General features: G+C 66.0%; 14 protein-coding genes and 1 pseudogene. 8 read left to right on the top strand and 7 right to left on the bottom strand.

What is annotated here, in order from left to right:
- Window positions 1–68: 68 nt before the first annotated feature.
- The 5 genes from J3S28_RS21080 to J3S28_RS21060 all read right to left on the bottom strand — a co-directional run bounded on the left by J3S28_RS21080 (window position 69) and on the right by J3S28_RS21060 (window position 5,264).
- Window positions 69–2,318 carry an MMPL family transporter gene (locus J3S28_RS21080; RefSeq protein ID WP_207842703.1) on the bottom strand — a complete coding sequence of 750 codons (2,250 nt, stop codon included), beginning with the start codon at window positions 2,316–2,318 and terminating at the stop codon, window positions 69–71.
- Window positions 2,319–2,389: 71 nt separating this feature from the next.
- The gene (locus J3S28_RS21075) at window positions 2,390–2,992 is read right to left on the bottom strand and encodes a DUF4245 domain-containing protein (RefSeq protein WP_207842702.1); all 603 of its coding nucleotides are present in this window, start codon (window positions 2,990–2,992) and stop codon (window positions 2,390–2,392) included.
- Between the two features lie 72 nt (window positions 2,993–3,064).
- Entirely contained in the window at window positions 3,065–3,340 is a 276-nt protein-coding gene (locus J3S28_RS21070; RefSeq protein WP_207842701.1) for an exodeoxyribonuclease VII small subunit, read from the bottom strand.
- Window positions 3,341–3,369: 29 nt separating this feature from the next.
- The gene (gene xseA, locus J3S28_RS21065; RefSeq protein ID WP_207842700.1) at window positions 3,370–4,614 is read right to left on the bottom strand and encodes an exodeoxyribonuclease VII large subunit; all 1,245 of its coding nucleotides are present in this window, start codon (window positions 4,612–4,614) and stop codon (window positions 3,370–3,372) included.
- Between the two features lie 8 nt (window positions 4,615–4,622).
- Window positions 4,623–5,264, bottom strand: coding sequence for a lipid droplet-associated protein (locus J3S28_RS21060; protein WP_207842699.1), 642 nt, complete (start codon window positions 5,262–5,264; stop codon window positions 4,623–4,625).
- A 69-nt stretch (window positions 5,265–5,333) separates the two neighbouring features.
- Here J3S28_RS21060 and J3S28_RS21055 point away from each other — a divergent pair, with 69 nt between their 5' ends.
- Complete coding sequence (locus tag J3S28_RS21055) at window positions 5,334–6,302, top strand: 4-hydroxy-3-methylbut-2-enyl diphosphate reductase (RefSeq protein WP_207842698.1); 969 nt, start codon at window positions 5,334–5,336, stop codon at window positions 6,300–6,302.
- A 107-nt stretch (window positions 6,303–6,409) separates the two neighbouring features.
- A complete protein-coding gene (locus tag J3S28_RS21050; RefSeq protein ID WP_207842697.1) occupies window positions 6,410–6,823 on the top strand; it encodes a TIGR03667 family PPOX class F420-dependent oxidoreductase in 414 nt (137 codons plus the stop codon).
- A gap of 24 nt (window positions 6,824–6,847) precedes the next feature.
- Here the strand turns inward: J3S28_RS21050 and mycP are convergent, their stop codons facing one another.
- Both mycP and eccD read right to left on the bottom strand, forming a co-directional pair.
- Window positions 6,848–8,254 carry a type VII secretion-associated serine protease mycosin gene (mycP, locus tag J3S28_RS21045; RefSeq protein ID WP_207842696.1) on the bottom strand — a complete coding sequence of 469 codons (1,407 nt, stop codon included), beginning with the start codon at window positions 8,252–8,254 and terminating at the stop codon, window positions 6,848–6,850.
- Between the two features lie 35 nt (window positions 8,255–8,289).
- Window positions 8,290–9,774: a type VII secretion integral membrane protein EccD gene (gene eccD, locus J3S28_RS21040; RefSeq protein WP_207842695.1), complete on the bottom strand. Its 1,485-nt coding sequence runs from the start codon at window positions 9,772–9,774 to the stop codon at window positions 8,290–8,292.
- Window positions 9,775–10,067: 293 nt separating this feature from the next.
- Between eccD and eccCa the strand changes: the two genes are divergently transcribed.
- From eccCa to J3S28_RS21010, 6 genes and pseudogenes are all read left to right on the top strand, one after another.
- Entirely contained in the window at window positions 10,068–14,069 is a 4,002-nt protein-coding gene (eccCa, locus tag J3S28_RS21035) for a type VII secretion protein EccCa (protein WP_307797295.1), read from the top strand.
- Window positions 14,066–15,274 carry a type VII secretion-associated protein gene (locus J3S28_RS21030; protein ID WP_207842694.1) on the top strand — a complete coding sequence of 403 codons (1,209 nt, stop codon included), beginning with the start codon at window positions 14,066–14,068 and terminating at the stop codon, window positions 15,272–15,274. Before eccCa ends, J3S28_RS21030 begins: the two co-directional genes overlap by 4 nt.
- A 185-nt stretch (window positions 15,275–15,459) precedes the next feature.
- Window positions 15,460–15,903: a 50S ribosomal protein L13 gene (gene rplM / locus J3S28_RS21025; protein ID WP_084838382.1), complete on the top strand. Its 444-nt coding sequence runs from the start codon at window positions 15,460–15,462 to the stop codon at window positions 15,901–15,903.
- Window positions 15,900–16,445 (top strand): 30S ribosomal protein S9, encoded by a 546-nt coding sequence (rpsI, locus tag J3S28_RS21020; protein ID WP_084895283.1) that lies wholly within the window; start codon window positions 15,900–15,902, stop codon window positions 16,443–16,445. Before rplM ends, rpsI begins: the two co-directional genes overlap by 4 nt.
- A gap of 153 nt (window positions 16,446–16,598) precedes the next feature.
- Complete coding sequence (glmM, locus tag J3S28_RS21015; protein WP_207842693.1) at window positions 16,599–17,936, top strand: phosphoglucosamine mutase; 1,338 nt, start codon at window positions 16,599–16,601, stop codon at window positions 17,934–17,936.
- Window positions 17,929–18,633 (top strand): annotated as a pseudogene (locus tag J3S28_RS21010) (HAD family hydrolase). Before glmM ends, J3S28_RS21010 begins: the two are co-directional and overlap by 8 nt.
- Window positions 18,634–18,716 lie beyond the last annotated feature (83 nt).

The raw sequence follows: 18,716 nt of genomic DNA, 5'->3' as shown, positions 1-18,716 counted from the left end.
GTGAGGCGCGTCACAACAAACGGACCCCCTCGGCCGTGGCCGAGGGGGTCCGTTGTTCGCAGAGTCGATCAGCTGGTGGCGTCTGCCTTCGCCAACGGCTTTCCGTCGGGCGCGACGGTGTCGTCGATCGGGATCTCCCGAATCGAAGCACCCTCGATGTCGACGTCCGGCACGATCTTGTCGAGCCACCCGGGCATCCACCAGGCCTTGTCACCCATGAGTGCGATGACCGCAGGAACCACGATCATCCGGATGATGAAGGCGTCGAAGAACACGGCCGCCGCGAGGGCGAAGCCCATCATCTTCGAGGTGGTGTCGGGCGCCAACATGAACGACGCGAACACCGAGATCATGATGACCGCTGCGGAGGCGACGACGCGGGCGCCGTGTTTGTAGCCGACCAGCACCGCCTCTTTCGCCGACAGGCCGTGCACGTATTCCTCGCGCATTCGGGTGACCAGGAAGACCTGATAATCCATCGCCAGTCCGAACACCACGCCGATCATGAAGATCGGCAGGAACGAGATGATCGGTTGCGTGTGGGTGATCAGGCCGAAGATCCCCTCCTGGAAGATTGCAACGGTCGCACCGAAGGTCGCGCAGATCGAGAAGATGAACCCGATCGTCGCCGTCAGCGGCACCAGGATCGACCGGAACACCACCATCAGGATGATGAAGGCGAGTCCCACCACCAAGATCAGGTAGGGGATCAGCGCCGAACTCAGCTTCGCCGAGATGTCCGACATGATCGCCGTCTGGCCGCCGACATTGAGCGTCGCCCCATCGGATTCGGCGGTCGACGAGTAGTCCCGGATCTGTTCCATCAATTCATGGGTCTGCTCACCGCTGGGCGACTGTTGCGGCGTCACCGAGATCAGGGCAGCGGTGGCCCCCTCTTGCGAGTTCGCCTGGTCCGGACCGTTGCCGATCCAGACCAGCTGGTCTGGGTTCGCGACATTGGACAGGGTTTTGATGTGATCGATCGTCTCCGTCGCGACCGTGGCGACGTCGCCGCCCTCTTTCTCGTTCAAGACCACGAGCAACTGCCCGTTGACACCTTCGCCGAATCCCCGTTTGAGGAGTTCGGTCGCCGGCACCTCGGCGTCGGACGAGAAGGACAGCCCCAGCTCCAGCTTGGTCATCGGGGTGGCGATGATCGCGAGGAACGCCAGTCCCACCAGCGCGACCGGAAGCGGGTACTTGACGAGGAACTTCGCGGTTCGCTGGCCGTTGGACACCTTGCTCTCGGGCTCGTCACCATGCCGCAGGCCCTTGATCCGCGGCGAGAAGACGAATCTGCCGAAGGCCCCGAGCAGGGCCGGGATGAGCGTGATGGCCCCCAGGACCGCGATGACGACCGCGAGTCCGGCGCCCGCACCCATCTGCGAGACGAACGGGATGCCCACAACGGCCAGCGCAACGACCGCTATGACAACCGTCAGACCCGCGAAGACCACGGCCGTTCCCGCGGTGCCGACGGCGCGCCCGGCCGCGGCCTCACGCGTGCCGCCCAGATTCAGCTCCGTGCGATACCGGGAGACGATGAACAGCGCGTAGTCGATGGAGACCGCGATGCCGAGCATCGTGATGATGCCGGTCGCGCTCTCGTTCATGTTGAAGATCCCGGCACCGAGGGTGACCAGGTTGATGCTGATGAGAACACCCAAGATGCCGGTGATGATCGGGATGAACGCGGCGACCAGTGCTGCGAATGCGACGATCATCACCACGAACGCGACGACGAAGCCGAGCATCTCGGCCGTTCCGCCTTGTTCCTGGACCTGCATGAGCGAACCCGTACCGCGGACGTCGAGTCCACCGGTCCGGAATTCCTTCATGATGTCCTCGAACTGTTCCTTGTCGTCGATCGTGAGGTCTTCGACGTTGATGTTCTGCTGGACTTGGATGAGGCCGACCTGCCCGTTGTCGCCGAGGACCGAGGCGGCGATCGCCGGGTCGGCGGCGGCCACGGTGACTGGGTTGACGATGGTCTCGGGTTCGAAGATGTCGGGCAGCGTCTTCAGTTTTGCGACGAGCCCGTCGATGTCATCGGTGTGAGCCGCCAGCCCGTCGCTCGCGGCGATGAGAACACTGGTCGATGCCTCCATCTGCCGCTCGTTGACCGCGCTGAAGTCCTTCTCCATGATCGACATCGCCTTGTCCGAGTCGGTACCCGGGAGTTCGAAATCTTTGGAGAACTCGGGGTTGAATGCGGCGACCAACGCGATCACCAGAGCACCGAGCAGCAACCAGCTGACGATCACCCACCACTTGTGTCGAAAAGAGAACCGTCCCAGCCGATACAAGAACATTGCCATGGGAAGGAAGCTTATAGGGACCTGAGGACATCAGTCCTCACCCAATAGGTGGATATTGAGCGACGAAAGTACTACTTGGTGGGGAGCACCTGCGGTCCGGTGCCGCGGCCCGGCAGGGGCGAAGCGGACAGGGTGGCCGTCGCGAGCGTTTGGAAATCCTCTTCCTTGCCCTTGTTCGACATCAGGCCGATGCGCACGTCTCCCAGGTCGGTGACCCAGACCGTTCGTCCGCCATCCGGCTTGGCGTAGACGACCCACTTCGACCCCCCGGCCTCACGGGTACCCGCTCCGAGCAGACGCTCGTCTCCGGCGAGTGACCCGACCAGAGAATCCTCCGTCGCGTCGGTCTGGCTGAGCTGGATGTACACGCCGTTGGACGTGATGTAACCGGAGTTCGACACCGAGGTGTTCTCGAGCGCGGTCGTGGTGCCGCTGTTCGGCTTCCAGTCGTTCGGGGTGGCGGGGAGCCGGATGGGGAAGGCCAGGCTCCTGGCGTCGGCCTTGAGTCCGCTGTCGATGTCGTAGGCCGGGACCTTGTCGTCGCCCGAACCGCCCGAAAGACCGACCGAGCAGTTCCCCGACACCATCGCCACGAACACGCACAGCAACAACAAGGGGATCAACGACCAGATCATGTCCTTGTTGTTGTTCAGGATGCGAGGTTTAGCGGCCACGCTTTCGAGTATTGCAGGACGTGCCGCAGCCACATAAACGCGCGGACCGAGGAGAGGGTGCGCAGCGCCCGATCAGTTCTCGTCGTCGAAGTCTTCGTCGTCGTCGAGGTCGCCATCTGGATCGTCGCTGCCGAGCACGGACTCGATACGTTTGCGCGCGCCTTCGAGGTGTTCCTCACAACGCCGCGAGAGAGCCTCACCGCGCTCCCACATCTCGAGCGAGGCATCGAGGTCGAGGCCACCCTGCTCGAGGGTGCGCACCACAACGATCAACTCATCGCGCGCTTCTTCGTATCCCAGTTCGGCGATCGGCGTGGCGTCGTCTTCTGCCGGCTTCTTCGGTGGCACGTCTTCTTTCCTCCAAGCATCGGCTCACATCAGTTCTTCTTCTCCACGCCCATGACTGCGGCCCTGGTGGCGCCGTCCGCGACCCGGACCCGCAGTTGACTGCCGATCGGCATGTCGTGCACCGAGTTCACCACATGGGGCTGCTCGTCGCTGTTGCTCGCCGCCCCCGGGACACGCTGCACGACCGCGTACCCGCGGGCCAGGGTCTGGGCGGGGCCGAGGGTCGCAAGACGCGCGGCCAAATGGTCGACGCGTTGTTCCTCACTCCCGACGCACCGGGCGACGTCACGCCGGATGTCCCGGGTTGCGCGCTCGATCTCGTCGACCCGGTCGTCGATCATCCGATACGGATGGGCCAGTACCGGCCTCCCGCGCAGAGAATCGAGACCGCGAACTTGGGTGGTCACCCAATTTCGCAGTGCACCAGCACTTCTCGCTCGCAACTCTCGGATCTGGGAGAGCTCGGCGAGCACGTCCGGGACCACTCGCTTGGCCGCGTCGGTCGGCGTCGCCGCGCGCAGGTCGGCGACCAGGTCGAGCAACGGGGAATCGGGTTCGTGCCCGATGGCGCTGACCACCGCCGTAGACGCCTTGGCCACAGCACGGCACAACGCCTCGTCGGAGAACGGCAGCAGGTCCTCGACGCTGCCTCCGCCGCGGGCCAGGATGATCACATCGACATGTGGGTCCGCATCCAGTTCGGCAAGGTGCCCGAGAATCTGCGGGACCGCCGAAGGCCCCTGGACCGGCGCGTTGCGCACCTCGAATCGAACTGCGGGCCAGCGGGACCGAGCCACCGAGATGATGTCGCGTTCGGCGGCGCTGGCGCGGCCGGTGATGAGCCCGACGGTTCCGGGCAAGAATGGCAGCGGCCGCTTGCGGGCGGTGTCGAACAATCCCTCGGCTGCGAGTAGTCGACGCAGCCGCTCGATGCGAGCGAGGAGTTCACCGATCCCGACCGGCCGGATCTCGGTGACCCGCAGTGACACGGTCCCGCGTCCGGTGTAGAACACCGGACGACCGAGCATCACCACCCGTGCGCCCTCCGTGAGGGGGACCTGCGCGCGGGTGAGCAGGTCGGGGCTGCAGGTCACCTGGATCGAGATGTCGGCAGCCGGGTCGCGCAGTGTCAAGAACGCCGTCCGTGTTCCGGGACGGCGATTGATCTGGGTCAGTTGACCCTCGACCCAGACCTGCCCGAGCTTGTGGAGCCACTCGGCGATCTTCGTGTTGATGGTGCGGACAGGCCACGCTGATTCGGGCGTATTGCTCACGCGGCAGGCTACTTGCTCGCAGCCGTCACGCGGTTGTCGAGCATGGTGAGGAACGGTGCCCGCGCGCGGTTGCCCTTCTCGTACTCGGCCAGCTCTTTGAGCTCGGGCAGACCGACGCCACGCAACTTCGCCCGCAGCTGCGCCAGGGTGAGTGTGTCGTAATCGAGCATCACAACGATTTCCGGCGACTTCTGCGCGGATCGTCGGGCGACAGGAGTTTCTTTCTCGATGTGGGGTGTCGAGCTGTAGAGCGCGAATCGCCCGGTGCCTGCTGGTGCGGCGGTGGCCTCGGGGTCGTCGTCGGCGGTCTCGGGCTTCTCGTCCTCCGATGTCACCGTGGTCGTCGCCGGGGTGATCGGTGCGGCGGCAACCGTGGGTGCGCTGTCGTCGCTGTCCTCGGCGTCGTCGTCCTCATCGAACGTCGCCCACTCGGGCTCCTCTTCGGCCCGGCCGAGCAAGGATTCGAAGATGTCGTCCCCTTTGATCGCCATTTCAGCGATGCCCTGCTGAAATCGCATCACGGCCTGCAGTGTCTGACTGACCGCACTCATCGGCAATGTGATGGCGGTGGTGGGCAGTTTTCGCGTCTCTTCCAGCACGGTTACAACTACCCCGGCGGCGACCCTGGCGGCATAAGGTGGTCGAATCATGCCAATACTGTGCCTCATGCCACCGGTGGTGACCACCAGTAGGGTCGTATTGCCCGTAGGCTGAACATCATGAGTTCGGCCGAGAACAGCCCATCGGGCAAGACAATCCTGCTCGCAGAGCCGCGCGGTTACTGCGCCGGCGTAGACCGTGCGGTGGAAACCGTGGAAAAAGCCCTGGAGAAGCATGGTGCTCCGGTGTATGTCCGTAAGGAGATCGTCCACAACCGCCATGTCGTGGAGACACTGACTGATCGCGGGGCGGTGTTCGTCGACGAGACCGATGAGGTGCCCGAAGGTGCCCTGGTGGTCTTTTCCGCCCATGGGGTGTCCCCGGCGGTTCATGACTCCGCTGCCAGCCGCAATCTGCGCACCATCGACGCAACCTGCCCCTTGGTCACCAAGGTCCACCAGGAGGCGAAGCGGTTCGCCCGCGACGACTACGACATCCTGCTCATCGGTCACGAAGGCCACGAGGAGGTCGAGGGCACCGCGGGCGAGGCGCCTGAGCACGTGCAGCTCGTCGACGGTCCAGAAAGTGTCGACGGCGTCACCGTGCGCGACGAGTCGAAGGTGATCTGGCTCTCCCAGACCACCCTGTCCGTCGACGAGACCATGCAGACCGTCTCGCGTCTCCGCGAGAAGTTTCCGCTGCTCAACGATCCGCCCAGCGACGACATCTGTTACGCCACCCAAAACCGCCAGGTTGCGGTCAAGGCCATGGCTCCCAAGTGTGACCTCGTGATCGTGGTCGGTTCGCAGAACTCGTCGAACTCGGTCCGACTGGTCGAGGTCGCGCTCCAGGCCGGCGCGAAGGCCTCGTATCTCATCGACTACGCCCGGGAAATGGATCTCGCCTGGCTCGAGGGTGTGCAGACCGTCGGTGTCACCTCCGGTGCCTCGGTGCCCGAGGTCCTGGTACGCGGTGTGCTCGAGGTCTTGCAGGCGAACGGCTTCGACGGAGTCGAGAAGGTGACCACCGCGGAGGAGACATTGACGTTCGCGTTGCCCCGCGAGTTGCGTCCGGCGCGCGCCACCTAGCCGCACCCACCCGTTTTCGCACCGCCCACCGGTCACCACCGGTGGGCGGTGCAGATTCGGGTGGACGATGGGGAAGAATCACCCGCTGCGACGGCGTTGTGACGAACATGACACCTTCAGCTCTGGCACTGACCCCGCGACAACGTGAGCGTCTCGACTCCGAAGACGTCGTATGGCTCACCACCATCAACGCATCGCAGACACCGGTTCCGACCCCGGTGTGGTTCCTGTGGTCTGGAGAGCAGTTTCTGATCTTCAGTGAACCCCGGACGCCCAAGCTCGCGAACATCGTGCGCGGCCGGGTGGCGGTCAACTTCAACTCCAACAGCGGAGGTGGTGACGTGGCGGTGTTCACCGGTGACGCCGATGAAGACCCGACCGGCCCTACGGGAGCTGAATGGGATGCGTATGTGGGTAAATACCGGGAGGCGATGTCCGCTATGGACTACACCCCGGAGAAGTTCCGTGCCGAATACTCGACGTTGATCCGGGTCACCCCCCAACGTGTCCGGGGGTGGTGATCGATCCGATCAGGTTCGCCGTGATCAGTATTCGTCGGGGTCGAGACGGCGCAGCCGACGGGCCGGCATCGACACCGCCCATCCTGCCGCAAGCAACACTGCGCACACCCCGACGCCGATCAATGCGATCGCCTGTGGTCGGTGGTCGACGGGCGGTGGCACCGCTGGCGCCGAGATAGGTTGCGGCACAGTCCAGTCGGATTCGGTATCGGGGATCTCGTAGGTGAGGGCAGCCACCGGGTCGATCACTCCGTGGCCCACCGCGTTGTCCCGTCCGGTGCCCGGGGCATGAGCGGTACGGGTGATTCGCTCGATGACCTGTCCCGCGTCGAGTTCGGGGAACTTCGCACGGACCAGCGCCACGACGCCGGCGACGTAAGGGGCGGCGAAGCTGGTCCCGTCGACACTCACCAGACCCTGATCGCCCTCCTGGGCGTTCACCAATCGGTTCGAGCCGCGGGTGCTGTCGAGGCTCAGGATCGAGGTGCCCGGCGCGGCGACGCCGACCCAGGGGCCGGCCAGGCTGAAGTCCGCAGGCGAACCGCCTTCGGAGTCGACCGCGGCCACGCTCAGCACATAGGGCTTGTACCAGGCCGGGCTAGCGATCGTGGTGACCGTGTCCCAGCCGTCCAGGCCCGGAGCGGCGGGATTCGGGGGTGGATTCTGTTGCGAACACTGGGAGTTGGCGACCAGGTTTCCCGCGGCGGCGACGACCACGACATCGCGGTCGAAGGCGTACTTCACCGCGGCGCCGAGTTCTTTGTCGAGCAGGTTCGTCCCGGACGGTCCGCAGGCCACCTCGGAGATGTTGATGACGGTGGCTCCCAGGCCGACCGCACGCACGATCGCGTACGCGAGTGTCTGCACCGTCCCGAAACCGATTCCGACGGTGGGATTCTCGCCTGGGTCCCCGGTGCGTTTGCGGTCCTTCGGCTCGAAGGCCGCGCTGGACTGCCTGATGGCGATGATGGACGACTCGGGGGCCACGCCGGCGAAGGCGTCGCCCGGCGCGGGCTGGGCGCCGATGATCCCGGCCACCAGCGTGCCGTGTCCGTCGCAGTCGTCGGTCCCATCGGAGCGCGAGACATAGTCACCGCCCGCCGTGATACGTGGCAATCGCGGATGCCTTGTCACACCCGTATCGATGACCGCTACCCGCTGCCCACTGCCGCGGCTGAAACGCCAGGCCTCGGGTAGTCGCATCATCGTCTGCGCGGCGGACGGTTCGGCGATGTCCGTGCCAGGGGCCAGAACGGGCTTGGCACACAGCATCTTCTGCTCCGTGGCCTCGGGTGGTGCGACAGGCGCGTCCCGAACCAACGCCGCGATGTCGACGGCCGGTGGCGGGATCGCGGCGGCCGGTAGCGCAGGAAGCGCCGTCAGCATTGCCGTTGCGACAACCACTGTCGCTCGGATGACGCGTGAACGCATCGATCCTGCCCGGCCGCCGGCGTGATGCCGGCTCATCACAGGTCGCGGACCGCTGCATAGAGGTCGAGGATCCAGAACAACAGCGGGACTATCGCCGCGATCAGCAGATACTCGACGATCTCGACCATCCGGCGCAACACGGGTGAAAAGTCTGAGTGCGGTGCGAGGACGCCGCACACCAGCGCGACCACCGTTGTCCCACCGAGGGCGACGGCGGCCAGGACGGTGTGCTCCCCGGGTCCGAAAGCCACCTCGACGCAGACCACGGCCCATCCGAACGCGCCGGCGCCGATGAGCACAGACGCCTGCGCGAGATCGGTGTGAGACCGGCCCCGCAGGCATAGCACGACCGCGATGATGGTCGCGAACACCGTACCGCGCCAACTGAAGTCAGGAGTCGGGTATGCGACGAGCGCCATCCCGGCCACGGCTGCTGTGGAGGTGCCGATGATGAGGCCGGTGAGGTATCGGCCGGCCGTTCGCGTGCGCTGTTCAAGGGCGGCCGCGGAGGGAAGCGCCATGGCCCCGATGGCTCCGATGCCCTCGATCGCCGGACGCGGTGCAGAATCCGCCGGATCGATCGCGGCGCCGGCCGTGGGCACCGGCGGCAGCGGCAGTCGCGCCAACAGGATGGTGATCCGCGACGCGAAAGACGTGGCGAGAATCGCGAAGGCGCACAACAGCGCACCCATTCCGGCGGACCCCGGCGCCCACAGGATCTGTACCGCACCCGCGCCTGCGCCGAACAGCGCAGCTGTGATCACCGCGGCATGCACGAGGGGCCCGGCGGTCGAGATCCGGTACGACATCGCGGCGACAACCACAGCGACCGCACACGCCAGCGTGAGGTGAGGCGCCCCGAAAGGACCTGGCGGCAGCATCATTCCCGTCGCGAGGGCACAGGGGACCGCACACAGCGAGGTGATCGCAGCCGTGGTGCGGTCGAGGTAGTACCGACCGATCACGGCTCCGGCGACCACGTAACCCAGGGTAACGAGCACCGCGATGACCGACGGCCACCAACTCTCGTGTTCGCTTCGCTCGCGCAACAGCGCCAGTGCGAACAGGACGGACGCCGCGACGGCGACCACATAGCCCATCACCCGGGCGGCGAACGCACTCCAACTCGCGAACTGGGCCTCGCCGATTCGCGCGACGGCATCGATCACATCGTCGAAGAGCACCGCGGTCTCACGCGCTGGAACCGAGCGCAAGATCAGCAGATCCCCGTCCCGCACCCCCGCCTCGGACAATGTCCGCCCGGGCGCGATGGGCTCGCGGCCGACCCGCGCCAGCGTCCAATGATCGCGAATGGGCATAGGCCGGGCCTCGGTGTCCTCGACGTTAGGCGTCCGCGAACTGATCAGCGCCACCAGGTCCGGGATCAGGGCGGCCACCGGCACCGCGGCAGGTAGCCCGACGTCGAACTGGGTCGTGCCACCGATGACCGACACCCGCGCCAGCGCAGGTTCGGAAGCGGCGGCGGCGTCCAACTCCGCCAAAAGGTCAGCAGCGGTCATGATTCCCCCCCAAGAGATCCCCACCAGATTTCGAAACAATAGCGAATCGCTCGGACACGCGGCGACGAGAGGCGATGTTCGCGCCGGTCGAGCTCCGCTCCGCTTCGTCTCCTGTCCTCTGGTCGAGCTCCGCTCCGCTTCGTCTCCTGTCCTCTGGTCGAGCTCCGCTCCGCTTCGTCTCCTGTGGATAAATGGCACCCTTCGGGGTGCCCCACACCGGCCCATGGTGGATGATGTGCGGCCAGGGGATTCATTCGGTTCAGGGGTGGGGTTCGTACAACCATGATGTTTCGGTGACGGCAGGGACGACAGAGGGATTCGTGCGGCGAGCGCGGGTTCCGGTACCACGTGCGCCCGGCGGCGAGGTCAACATCCAGGTGCCGCCGGATGTGCCTCGGGTGGTGCCCGGCAGCCTGCTGATGAAGATGATGCCCGTGGTGATGGTGGTCGCCGTCGTCGGCATGATCTCGATGATGTTCGTGACCGGCGGGCGCAACATGCTGTCGAATCCGCTGTTCATGATGTTTCCGATGATGATGCTGATGTCGATGTTCGGCATGTACGCGGGCGCCGGGAACCGTGGCGGGGGCAAACGCGCAGCCGAGTTGAACGAAGAGCGCAAAGACTACTTCCGCTACCTGTGCCAGGTCCGTGACGAGGTGCACGAGACCGGTGCCGCGCAACGCGACGCCCTCGAATGGAGTCACCCCGAACCGGCCGCGTTGCTGGCGGTGGTGGGCGGACGGCGCATGTGGGAGCGGCGGCGCGGCGACAGTGACTTCGGCCATGTCCGCGTCGGGGTCGGGTCGCAGCGGCTCGCGACGCGCCTGATGCCACCGGAGACAGGACCACTCGAGGACATCGAACCGGTGTCCGCGGTGGCGCTGCGCCGGTTCGTCCGGACCCATTCGGTGGTCCACGGGTTGCCCACCGCAGTGTCCCTGAGGGGGTTCCCGGCGATCAACATCGAAGGGGCACGGCAAGAGACCAGGCAGCTCGCCCGGTCGATGGTGCTGGAGCTGTGCGCTTTCCACGGACCCGATCAGTTGCTGATCGCGGTGGTCACCGCAGATCCCGGTGCCGAGGCATGGGATTGGTGCAAGTGGCTGCCGCATCTTCAGCATCCGTATGAGCGCGACGGTATGGGTTCGGTCCGGATGGTCTACCGGTCGCTGGCGGACCTCGAGGATGATCTCGCCGTCGACCTGCTCGAGCGAGGCCGCTTCTCACGCTCGGCGCCTCCGAGCGCAGCGCGGGCCCAGCTGGTCGTGGTCATCGATGACGGATTCGTCTCCGGTGACGAACGAATCGTCGGCGACGCCGGCATGGAGGCGGTGTGCATTCTCGATCTCTCCGCACCCACCGATGGACTGGCCGTGCGCCGTGGACTGCAGTTGGTGGTGCGAGAGGGAAAGATCGGGGCGCGTAGCGCTTTCGGGGTCGAGGAGTTCGCCGACATGGACTCGCTCGGGGTCGCTGAGGCCGAAGCGTTCGCCAGGGCGATGGCGCGTTATCGTCTCGCCACCGCGGCCCAATTGGTGAACCTCGAACAGGAGGCCGCCCCCTCGGATCCAGGTTTGATGAACCTGCTCGGCATCGCCGATGCGACGCGGCTGGATCCGCACACCGCGTGGGCGCCGCGTAGCGCCCGGATGCGGCTGCGGGTTCCGATCGGCTATTCGGCCAGCGGTACCCCGGTCGAGATCGATATCAAGGAAGCCGCCGAAGGTGGGATGGGGCCGCACGGTCTGTGCATCGGCGCCACCGGATCGGGAAAGTCGGAGTTCCTCCGGACCCTGGTGCTGTCGATGCTCGCCTCGCACTCGCCGGAGGCGCTGAACCTGGTGCTCGTCGACTTCAAAGGCGGCGCAACTTTTCTGGGTCTCGACTCCGCACCGCACGTGGCCGCGGTCATCACGAACCTCGAAGAAGAGTTGTCGATGGTCGATCGCATGCGCGACGCTCTCTCCGGTGAGATGAATCGGCGGCAGGAGGTCCTGCGAGCGGCAGGCAATTTCGCAAACGTCGGCGACTACGAGCGGGCCCGTGCGTCGGGTGCACCGCTCGAACCGCTGCCTGCGCTGTTCATCGTGGTCGACGAGTTCTCCGAACTGCTGGCGCAGAAACCGGACTTCGCCGATCTCTTCGTCGCAATCGGTCGACTGGGACGATCCCTGCACATTCATCTGCTGCTCGCCTCGCAACGTCTCGAAGAGGGAAAGATGCGCGGGCTCGACAGTCATCTGTCGTATCGAATCGGCCTGAAGACTTTCTCCGCCAACGAGTCCCGTTCGGTCCTCGGTATGCCGGACGCTTACCATCTGCCGAATGTCCCGGGCTCGGGATATCTCAAGTGTGATTCTGCCGAACCCATCAGGTTCAACACGTGTTACGTGTCGGGTCCTTACACCCCGCCGACCGGCCTCGGACTCGAATCGCTCCCTTCGATGGCGGGGGCAGGCCAGCTGAAGATGTTCACCGCCGATCGCATACCCGTGGATGCGGTTGTCGAACAGGAGATTCCGGTCTCGGGCGAGCCGGAACCCGAGCCCGTCGCGGGACCCGCGGTGCGGACCCTGCTCGACACCGTGCTCGACCGCATGGCCGGACAGGGTCCGGCCGCGCACGAGGTGTGGCTGCCTCCATTGGATCAGCCTCCGACGATCGACATGCTGGTCCCGCAGTGGCGGAGTCCGCAGGTCGGTCGGCTCGAGTTCCCGTTGGGGATCGTCGATCGACCCTACGACCAACGGCGCGACATCCTGACCGTGGATGTGTCCGGGTCGAGGGGCAACGTTGCCATCGTCGGCGGACCTCAATCGGGTAAGTCGAACGCGGTGCGGACCCTGATCCTCGGTGCCGCAGCCACCCATACGCCGGAACAGGTCCAGTTCTACTGCCTCGATTTCGGCGGCGGCAGCCTGGCCGGGATCGCCGGACTGCCGCACGTCGGATCCGTGGCCGGCCGGTCGGACATGGATGCCGTACGACGAACGGTGGCGGAGGTCACGACCGTGATTCGCTCGCGCGAGTTGCGTTTCGCCGATGCGGGTATCGAGTCGATGCGGGACTTCCGGTCGCGCCGCCGGGCCGGCGATTCCGTTCTCGCCGACGACGTGTTCGGCGACCTCTTCCTCGTCGTCGACGGGTACGCGGTCATCCGCGGCGAGTTCGAGTTCCTGGAGTCGCAGATCAACACAATTGTCGCGCAGGGGCTTTCGTACGGTGTCCACGTCATCCTCACGGCGGCGCGCTGGGCTGAGTTCCGCCCGGCGATCAAGGATCTGATCGGCAGCAGACTCGAACTACGACTGGGGGATCCGCTCGATTCGGAGATGGGCCGCAAGGTCGCCGGCCTGGTACCCGAAGGCCGTCCCGGCCGTGGTCTCACGGCGCAGCAGCTACACATGCTCGTCGCGCTGCCGCGCACCGACTCGGAGACCGGTCTCGATACCCTGAGTGCCGCGCTGGCGAGCACGGTCGCGACCATCTCGGCCCTGTATCCCGGGCGTGCGGCGATGGCCGTTCGCAAGTTGACCTCCCACCTCGAAAGGTCCGAGGTGCAGGCGCGCCTGCGCGATGCCGACATCGCGCTCGCGCCGGGGGAGGTCGCGATCGGCGTCGGTGAGGCCGAGCTCGCGCCGGTCATCCTCGACTTCCGGACCCAGCCGCACTTCCTGGTGTTCGCTGATGTGGAGCACGGCAAGACGAACCTGCTCCGAAACATCGTCGCCGGACTGATCGAGAACTCTTCTCCGACCGAGACGAAGGTGGTGCTCGTCGATTATCGGCGCACAATGCTCGGTGTGATCGAGACCGATCACCTTGCGGGATACGCGACGTCCGCCCAGACCCTGACGCCGATGGTCACCGAGCTCGCAGCCTATTTCACTGCGCGCCTACCGGGCCCGGACGTCACCCAGCAGCAGCTACGGGACCGCAGATGGTGGTCGGGTCCGGACGTCTACATCGTCGTCGACGACTACGACATGGTGGCCACGGGAAGCGGAAACCCCCTGGCGCCGTTGCTCGATTTCTTGGCCCAGGCCCGCGACATCGGCCTGCATCTCATAGTCGCCCGTCGCTCCGGGGGCGCCGGGCGGGCCCTGTTCGATCCGATCATCGGTCGACTCAAAGATCTCTCCTGTGATGGTCTCCTGATGAGCGGAGACCGGGACGAGGGGTATCTGCTCGGCAGGGTCCGCCTGCAGAAGCTGGTCCCGGGACGGGGCGAGTTGGTGTCCCGTTCGCGTCCGCAGGAGATGATCCAGGTCGCCCACATGCCGCCGCTGTGAACGCGCCACCGATGCGCGCGGCGGTGGCCGACGTGGCCTATGACCGGCTGGAGGTCGGCGGACGTCCGCCGCAACAGGTGGGTGCGCTGGTGGCTGCGATCAACGCCTCGACGGTCGTCGTCGACGGTGAACGATTGCATTCGGTGCAGGCGTGGAGACGGCTGTTCGACCAGGCACTGTCCGGTGTCGATGACGTCACCGTCGCCCATCCCAGCACGTGGGGGACCACGCGGACCTCCGTGTTGCGGCAAGCTGCCACGGTGGCGGGCCGCGAGGTGGAGCTCGTCCCACGTGCCGTCGTCATCGCGCGCTCGCATCTGGACGCCACAGCTCAACGGGCTCTCGTCATCGAGGTTGCCGGCCGCATCGACATCCACGAGGTCCGGCGCGCAGGCGGTGACTGGCAGATCGCGTCGACAACGGTTGCCACCGATCAGACCTACGCCGAGCTGGTGGCGGAACGGGCAGACAACGGGGTCGAGGCGATCCTGGTCGACGGGGCCGATTCCGGTGCGGTCGAATCCGTCCGCTCTCGCGTCGAGCGCGAGACCGTGGTCGGCCGGGTGGCGTGCGTGCGCCGCGCTCTGGTCCATCGGTACGGGGGCGCCACCGCGGTACCGCCTCCCATCACGGACGTCGGTCCATCATCACCTGTGGGGCCATCCCGTCGCACACCGCTGCTGGTCGCCGCAGTGTTCACCGCCATCGCGGCCGTCGCCGTGGTGATCGCCGTCGTCGTGCGGGACGGACCCCAGCCGCAGGCGGCCGTGGTGGATCGGCAGGCGCAGGTCGGCCGCGTGTCGCTGGCGGTGCCAGGGGATTGGCGGCAGAGCAGCGAACCGGCCGCCGAGGGGGTCGTATCGCGCACAACCTTCGCCGCCCCGCAGGATGATCGGCGCATCATCTTGCTCCAGAACGCGGTCCGCAGCACCTCGACACTGTCGTCGGTGGCCGGCAGCCTGCGCAACCGCATCGACCAGCGCGGCGACGACGTGGTCCAGGAATTCTCCGCCAGCACTCGTTACGCGGGCCGGGAGGTCATCAGCTATCGCGAGGTGCCGGTGTCCGGCGGAGCCATCCGGTGGTATCTCGTCGTCGCGGCCGGACTGCAGGTCAGCGTGGGTTGTCAAGCCGGATCGGCGGGGGAGTCCATCGACGAGCAGTGCATCATGGCGGTCGGTTCGGCGCGTGTCGCCGATCGATGATCTCCATGCGCCCGCGCCGCAGGTCGTGAGCGTTTTGACCTGCTGCGTGCCTGGCCGGTACTGTTGTCGGTTGGTACGCGACCGCCTGAAATCGGCGAAGTCGAGGCCTGGGTCCCCACTGGTCGCCAGGAACAACCTCTGCCGCATGCCCGACCAGCTCCATCCGATCAGACAGAGGATTATCTGTGCCTACATACACCCCGAAGGCCGGTGACATCACCCGTACGTGGCATGTCATCGATGCCACCGACGTGGTGCTCGGCCGCCTCGCCGTGCAGAGTGCAACGCTCCTGCGCGGGAAGCACAAGCCGACCTACGCACCCCACATGGATGGCGGCGACTTCGTCGTCATCATCAACGCCGAGAAGGTTGCCGTCAGCGGGAACAAGCGCGACGACAAACTGCTCTACCGTCACTCCGGTCATCCGGGCGGCCTGAAGTCCCGCACTGTCGGTGAGACCATCGCGACGCATCCGGAGCGCCTCGTCGAGAAGGCGATCATCGGGATGCTCCCGAAGACCAAGCTCGGAAACGCCATGGCCTCGAAGCTGAAGGTGTACGCCGGCCCGAATCATCCCCACGTGGCTCAGCAGCCCGTCCCCTTCGAGATCACCCAGGTTGCCCAGTGACGGCGCCGGAGGAGCAGAACGTGTCCGATCAGACTGACGTGGCCGCCGAAGAAGTTGTGGCCGAAGAAGTTGTTGCCGAGTTCGGTGCCGACGACTACTCGGTCGACGACAGCGTCGACGCAGAGCCTGCCGCCACCCGCGCACCGGTCGAATTCGATCGCCCGATCCAGACCGTCGGCCGCCGTAAAGAGGCCGTCGTCCGCGTCCGGATGTCGCCGGGTACCGGCGGGTTCACGCTCAACGGCCGCACCCTCGAGGAGTACTTCCCCAACAAGGTGCACCAGCAGCTGATCAAGGCCCCGTTTGTCACGGTGGAGCGGAGCGACACGTTCGACATCGCTGCGAAATTGCATGGTGGCGGACCGTCGGGTCAGGCGGGCGCCCTGCGTCTGGCCATCGCCCGCGCGTTGATCGAGGTCACTCCCGACGATCGTCCGGCCCTCAAGAAGGCCGGCTTCCTCACCCGTGACCCGCGTGCGGTGGAGCGCAAGAAGTACGGCCTGAAGAAGGCCCGTAAGGCTTCGCAGTACAGCAAGCGCTGATTTCTCTACAGGACCCGCGAGCACCAAGGCGGTCTTGGGCACAGGCAGGCGTTCAGGATTTCACTGGACGCCTGCCTGTTGCTTTGACCGGACAACTCGGGGTGCGGGTCCACCGGCTCGAACGCGTAAAGATCTCGAAGAAAGGGATGGTCGATGGGGCGACTGTTTGGAACTGATGGAGTCCGCGGGTTGGCCAACGCCGACCTGACGCCGGAGCTGGCGTTGTCGCTGGCCGAGGCCGCTGCCCGGGTACTCCCGGCGGGCGGTCCTGATGACCGCGCGCGGCCGGTCGCCGTGGTCGGCCGTGACACGAGGGCGTCTGGTGAGATGCTGGAAGCCGCGGTGTGCGCGGGGCTGACCGCTGCCGGTGTCGACGCCGTACGTGTAGGGGTCGTCCCGACGCCGGCTGTCGCCTACCTGACCGATTTTTACGACGCCGCATTCGGTGTGATGATCTCTGCGTCCCACAACCCCATGCCCGACAACGGGATCAAGTTCTTCGCTGCGGGCGGTCACAAACTCTCCGACGCTGCAGAAGACGCCATCGAGGCGGCTGCGGGGGCCGCGGTGGTGCGACCGACCGGTGCCGCAGTCGGACGTGTTCGCGACGCTGCCGATGGCATCGATGCCTATCTCGATCACCTGTCCGGCATCGTTGACGTGAACCTCAAGCCCGTGACGGTGGTCGTCGACTGTGCCCATGGTGCGGCGTACACCGCGGCACCGCGGGCGTATCGCAGTGCCGGCGCCACCGTCATCGCACTCAGTGCCGAACCCGATGGCGAGAACATCAATCTCGACTGTGGCTCAACACATTTGGACCAGGTACGGGCTGCGGTGCTCGACTACGGAGCCGATCTCGGGCTGGCTCACGACGGTGATGCCGACCGGTGCCTGGCCGTCGACGCCACCGGTGCCGTCGTCGATGGTGACGCGATCATGGCCGTGCTCGCCAGCGCGATGAAGGACGCGGGCAGCCTCAAGGACGACACCCTGGTCGCAACTGTGATGAGCAACCTCGGCCTGCACTTGGCGATGACCGCCGCGGGAATCACCGTGCGCACCACCGCGGTCGGCGACCGTTATGTGCTGGAGGAACTCCGGGCGGGTGGCTTCTCTCTGGGCGGAGAACAATCGGGTCACGTGGTCATCCCATCGCATGGCACCACTGGCGACGGTATCCTCACCGGCCTGGCCCTCATGGGCCGGATGGCGAGTACTGGAAAGTCGTTGGCGGAGTTGGCAGCGATCATGAACGCCCTGCCGCAGGTGCTGATCAACGTCCGTGTGGCAGACAAGAATGTGGTGGCAGCAGCACAATCCGTACAGGCGGCCGTGGCCGACGCGGAAACGGAGCTGGGTGCGACGGGCCGTGTCTTGCTGCGCCCTTCCGGTACAGAGCAATTGGTGCGGGTGATGGTCGAGGCGGCGACCGCTGAGCAGGCGCAGTCGGTGGCCGCGAGGATCGCTGCGGCCGTGGAGGCTGCCTGAATTGTCCACCGCCGCGGCACATTCTGCCGTCCTGTTCGACTTCTCGGGGACACTTTTCCGGTTCACCGAACGCGCCGAGTGGTTCACGCACCTGCGCGATGGGTCCGGCGATCCGTTGCAGGGTCATACGCAGGCTGAGCTGATCCGCCGGATGACGGCTCCGGTGGGGATTCCCGTCGACCTCGACGACGAAGGCCGCTAGGCATGGCAGCGCCGGGACCTCGACCCTGCGTTGCATCGACAGGCGTACCTGGCGGTCCTGCGGGGCTCCGGCCTGACCTTGCCCGGGCACGCGAAATCACTTTACGAGCGGGTCATCGATCCGCGGTCGTGGGAGCCGTACCCCGACACTGCCCGGTGCCTGTGTTCGCTTCGGTCTGCAGGCATCGGTGTCGGCGTGGTCAGCAACATCGCGTTCGATCTCCGAGATGTCTTCGAGGTCCATGACATGGGTGGCCTCGTCGACACGTTCACACTCTCGTACGAGGTCGGTGTCACCAAACCGGATCCGGCCATCTTCACCTCGGCCCTGAGAAGCCTCGGCGTTGCGGGTCCGGGCGCACTCATGGTGGGGGACAGCGAGGAGGCAGACGGTGGCGCCCGCGGCGTGGGATGCGACTTCACGCTGGTCCAGCCGGTTCCCGTGCCACAGCGTCCCCGTGCTCTGCTCGATGCCGTGGCGCACCTGCTCGACTGAACCAAGGGACACCGTCCCGGCAGGGTGTCCGGAATCATCCTGGCGGATCATGGAACCGGCCCGGTCGGCGCTGCGTCTGATCC

The organism is Williamsia soli (assembly GCF_017377795.1).
In the GTDB taxonomy this organism is placed as follows: Bacteria; Actinomycetota; Actinomycetes; order Mycobacteriales; family Mycobacteriaceae; genus Williamsia; species Williamsia soli.
This window is presented reverse-complemented; position numbering and strand designations above follow the sequence as displayed.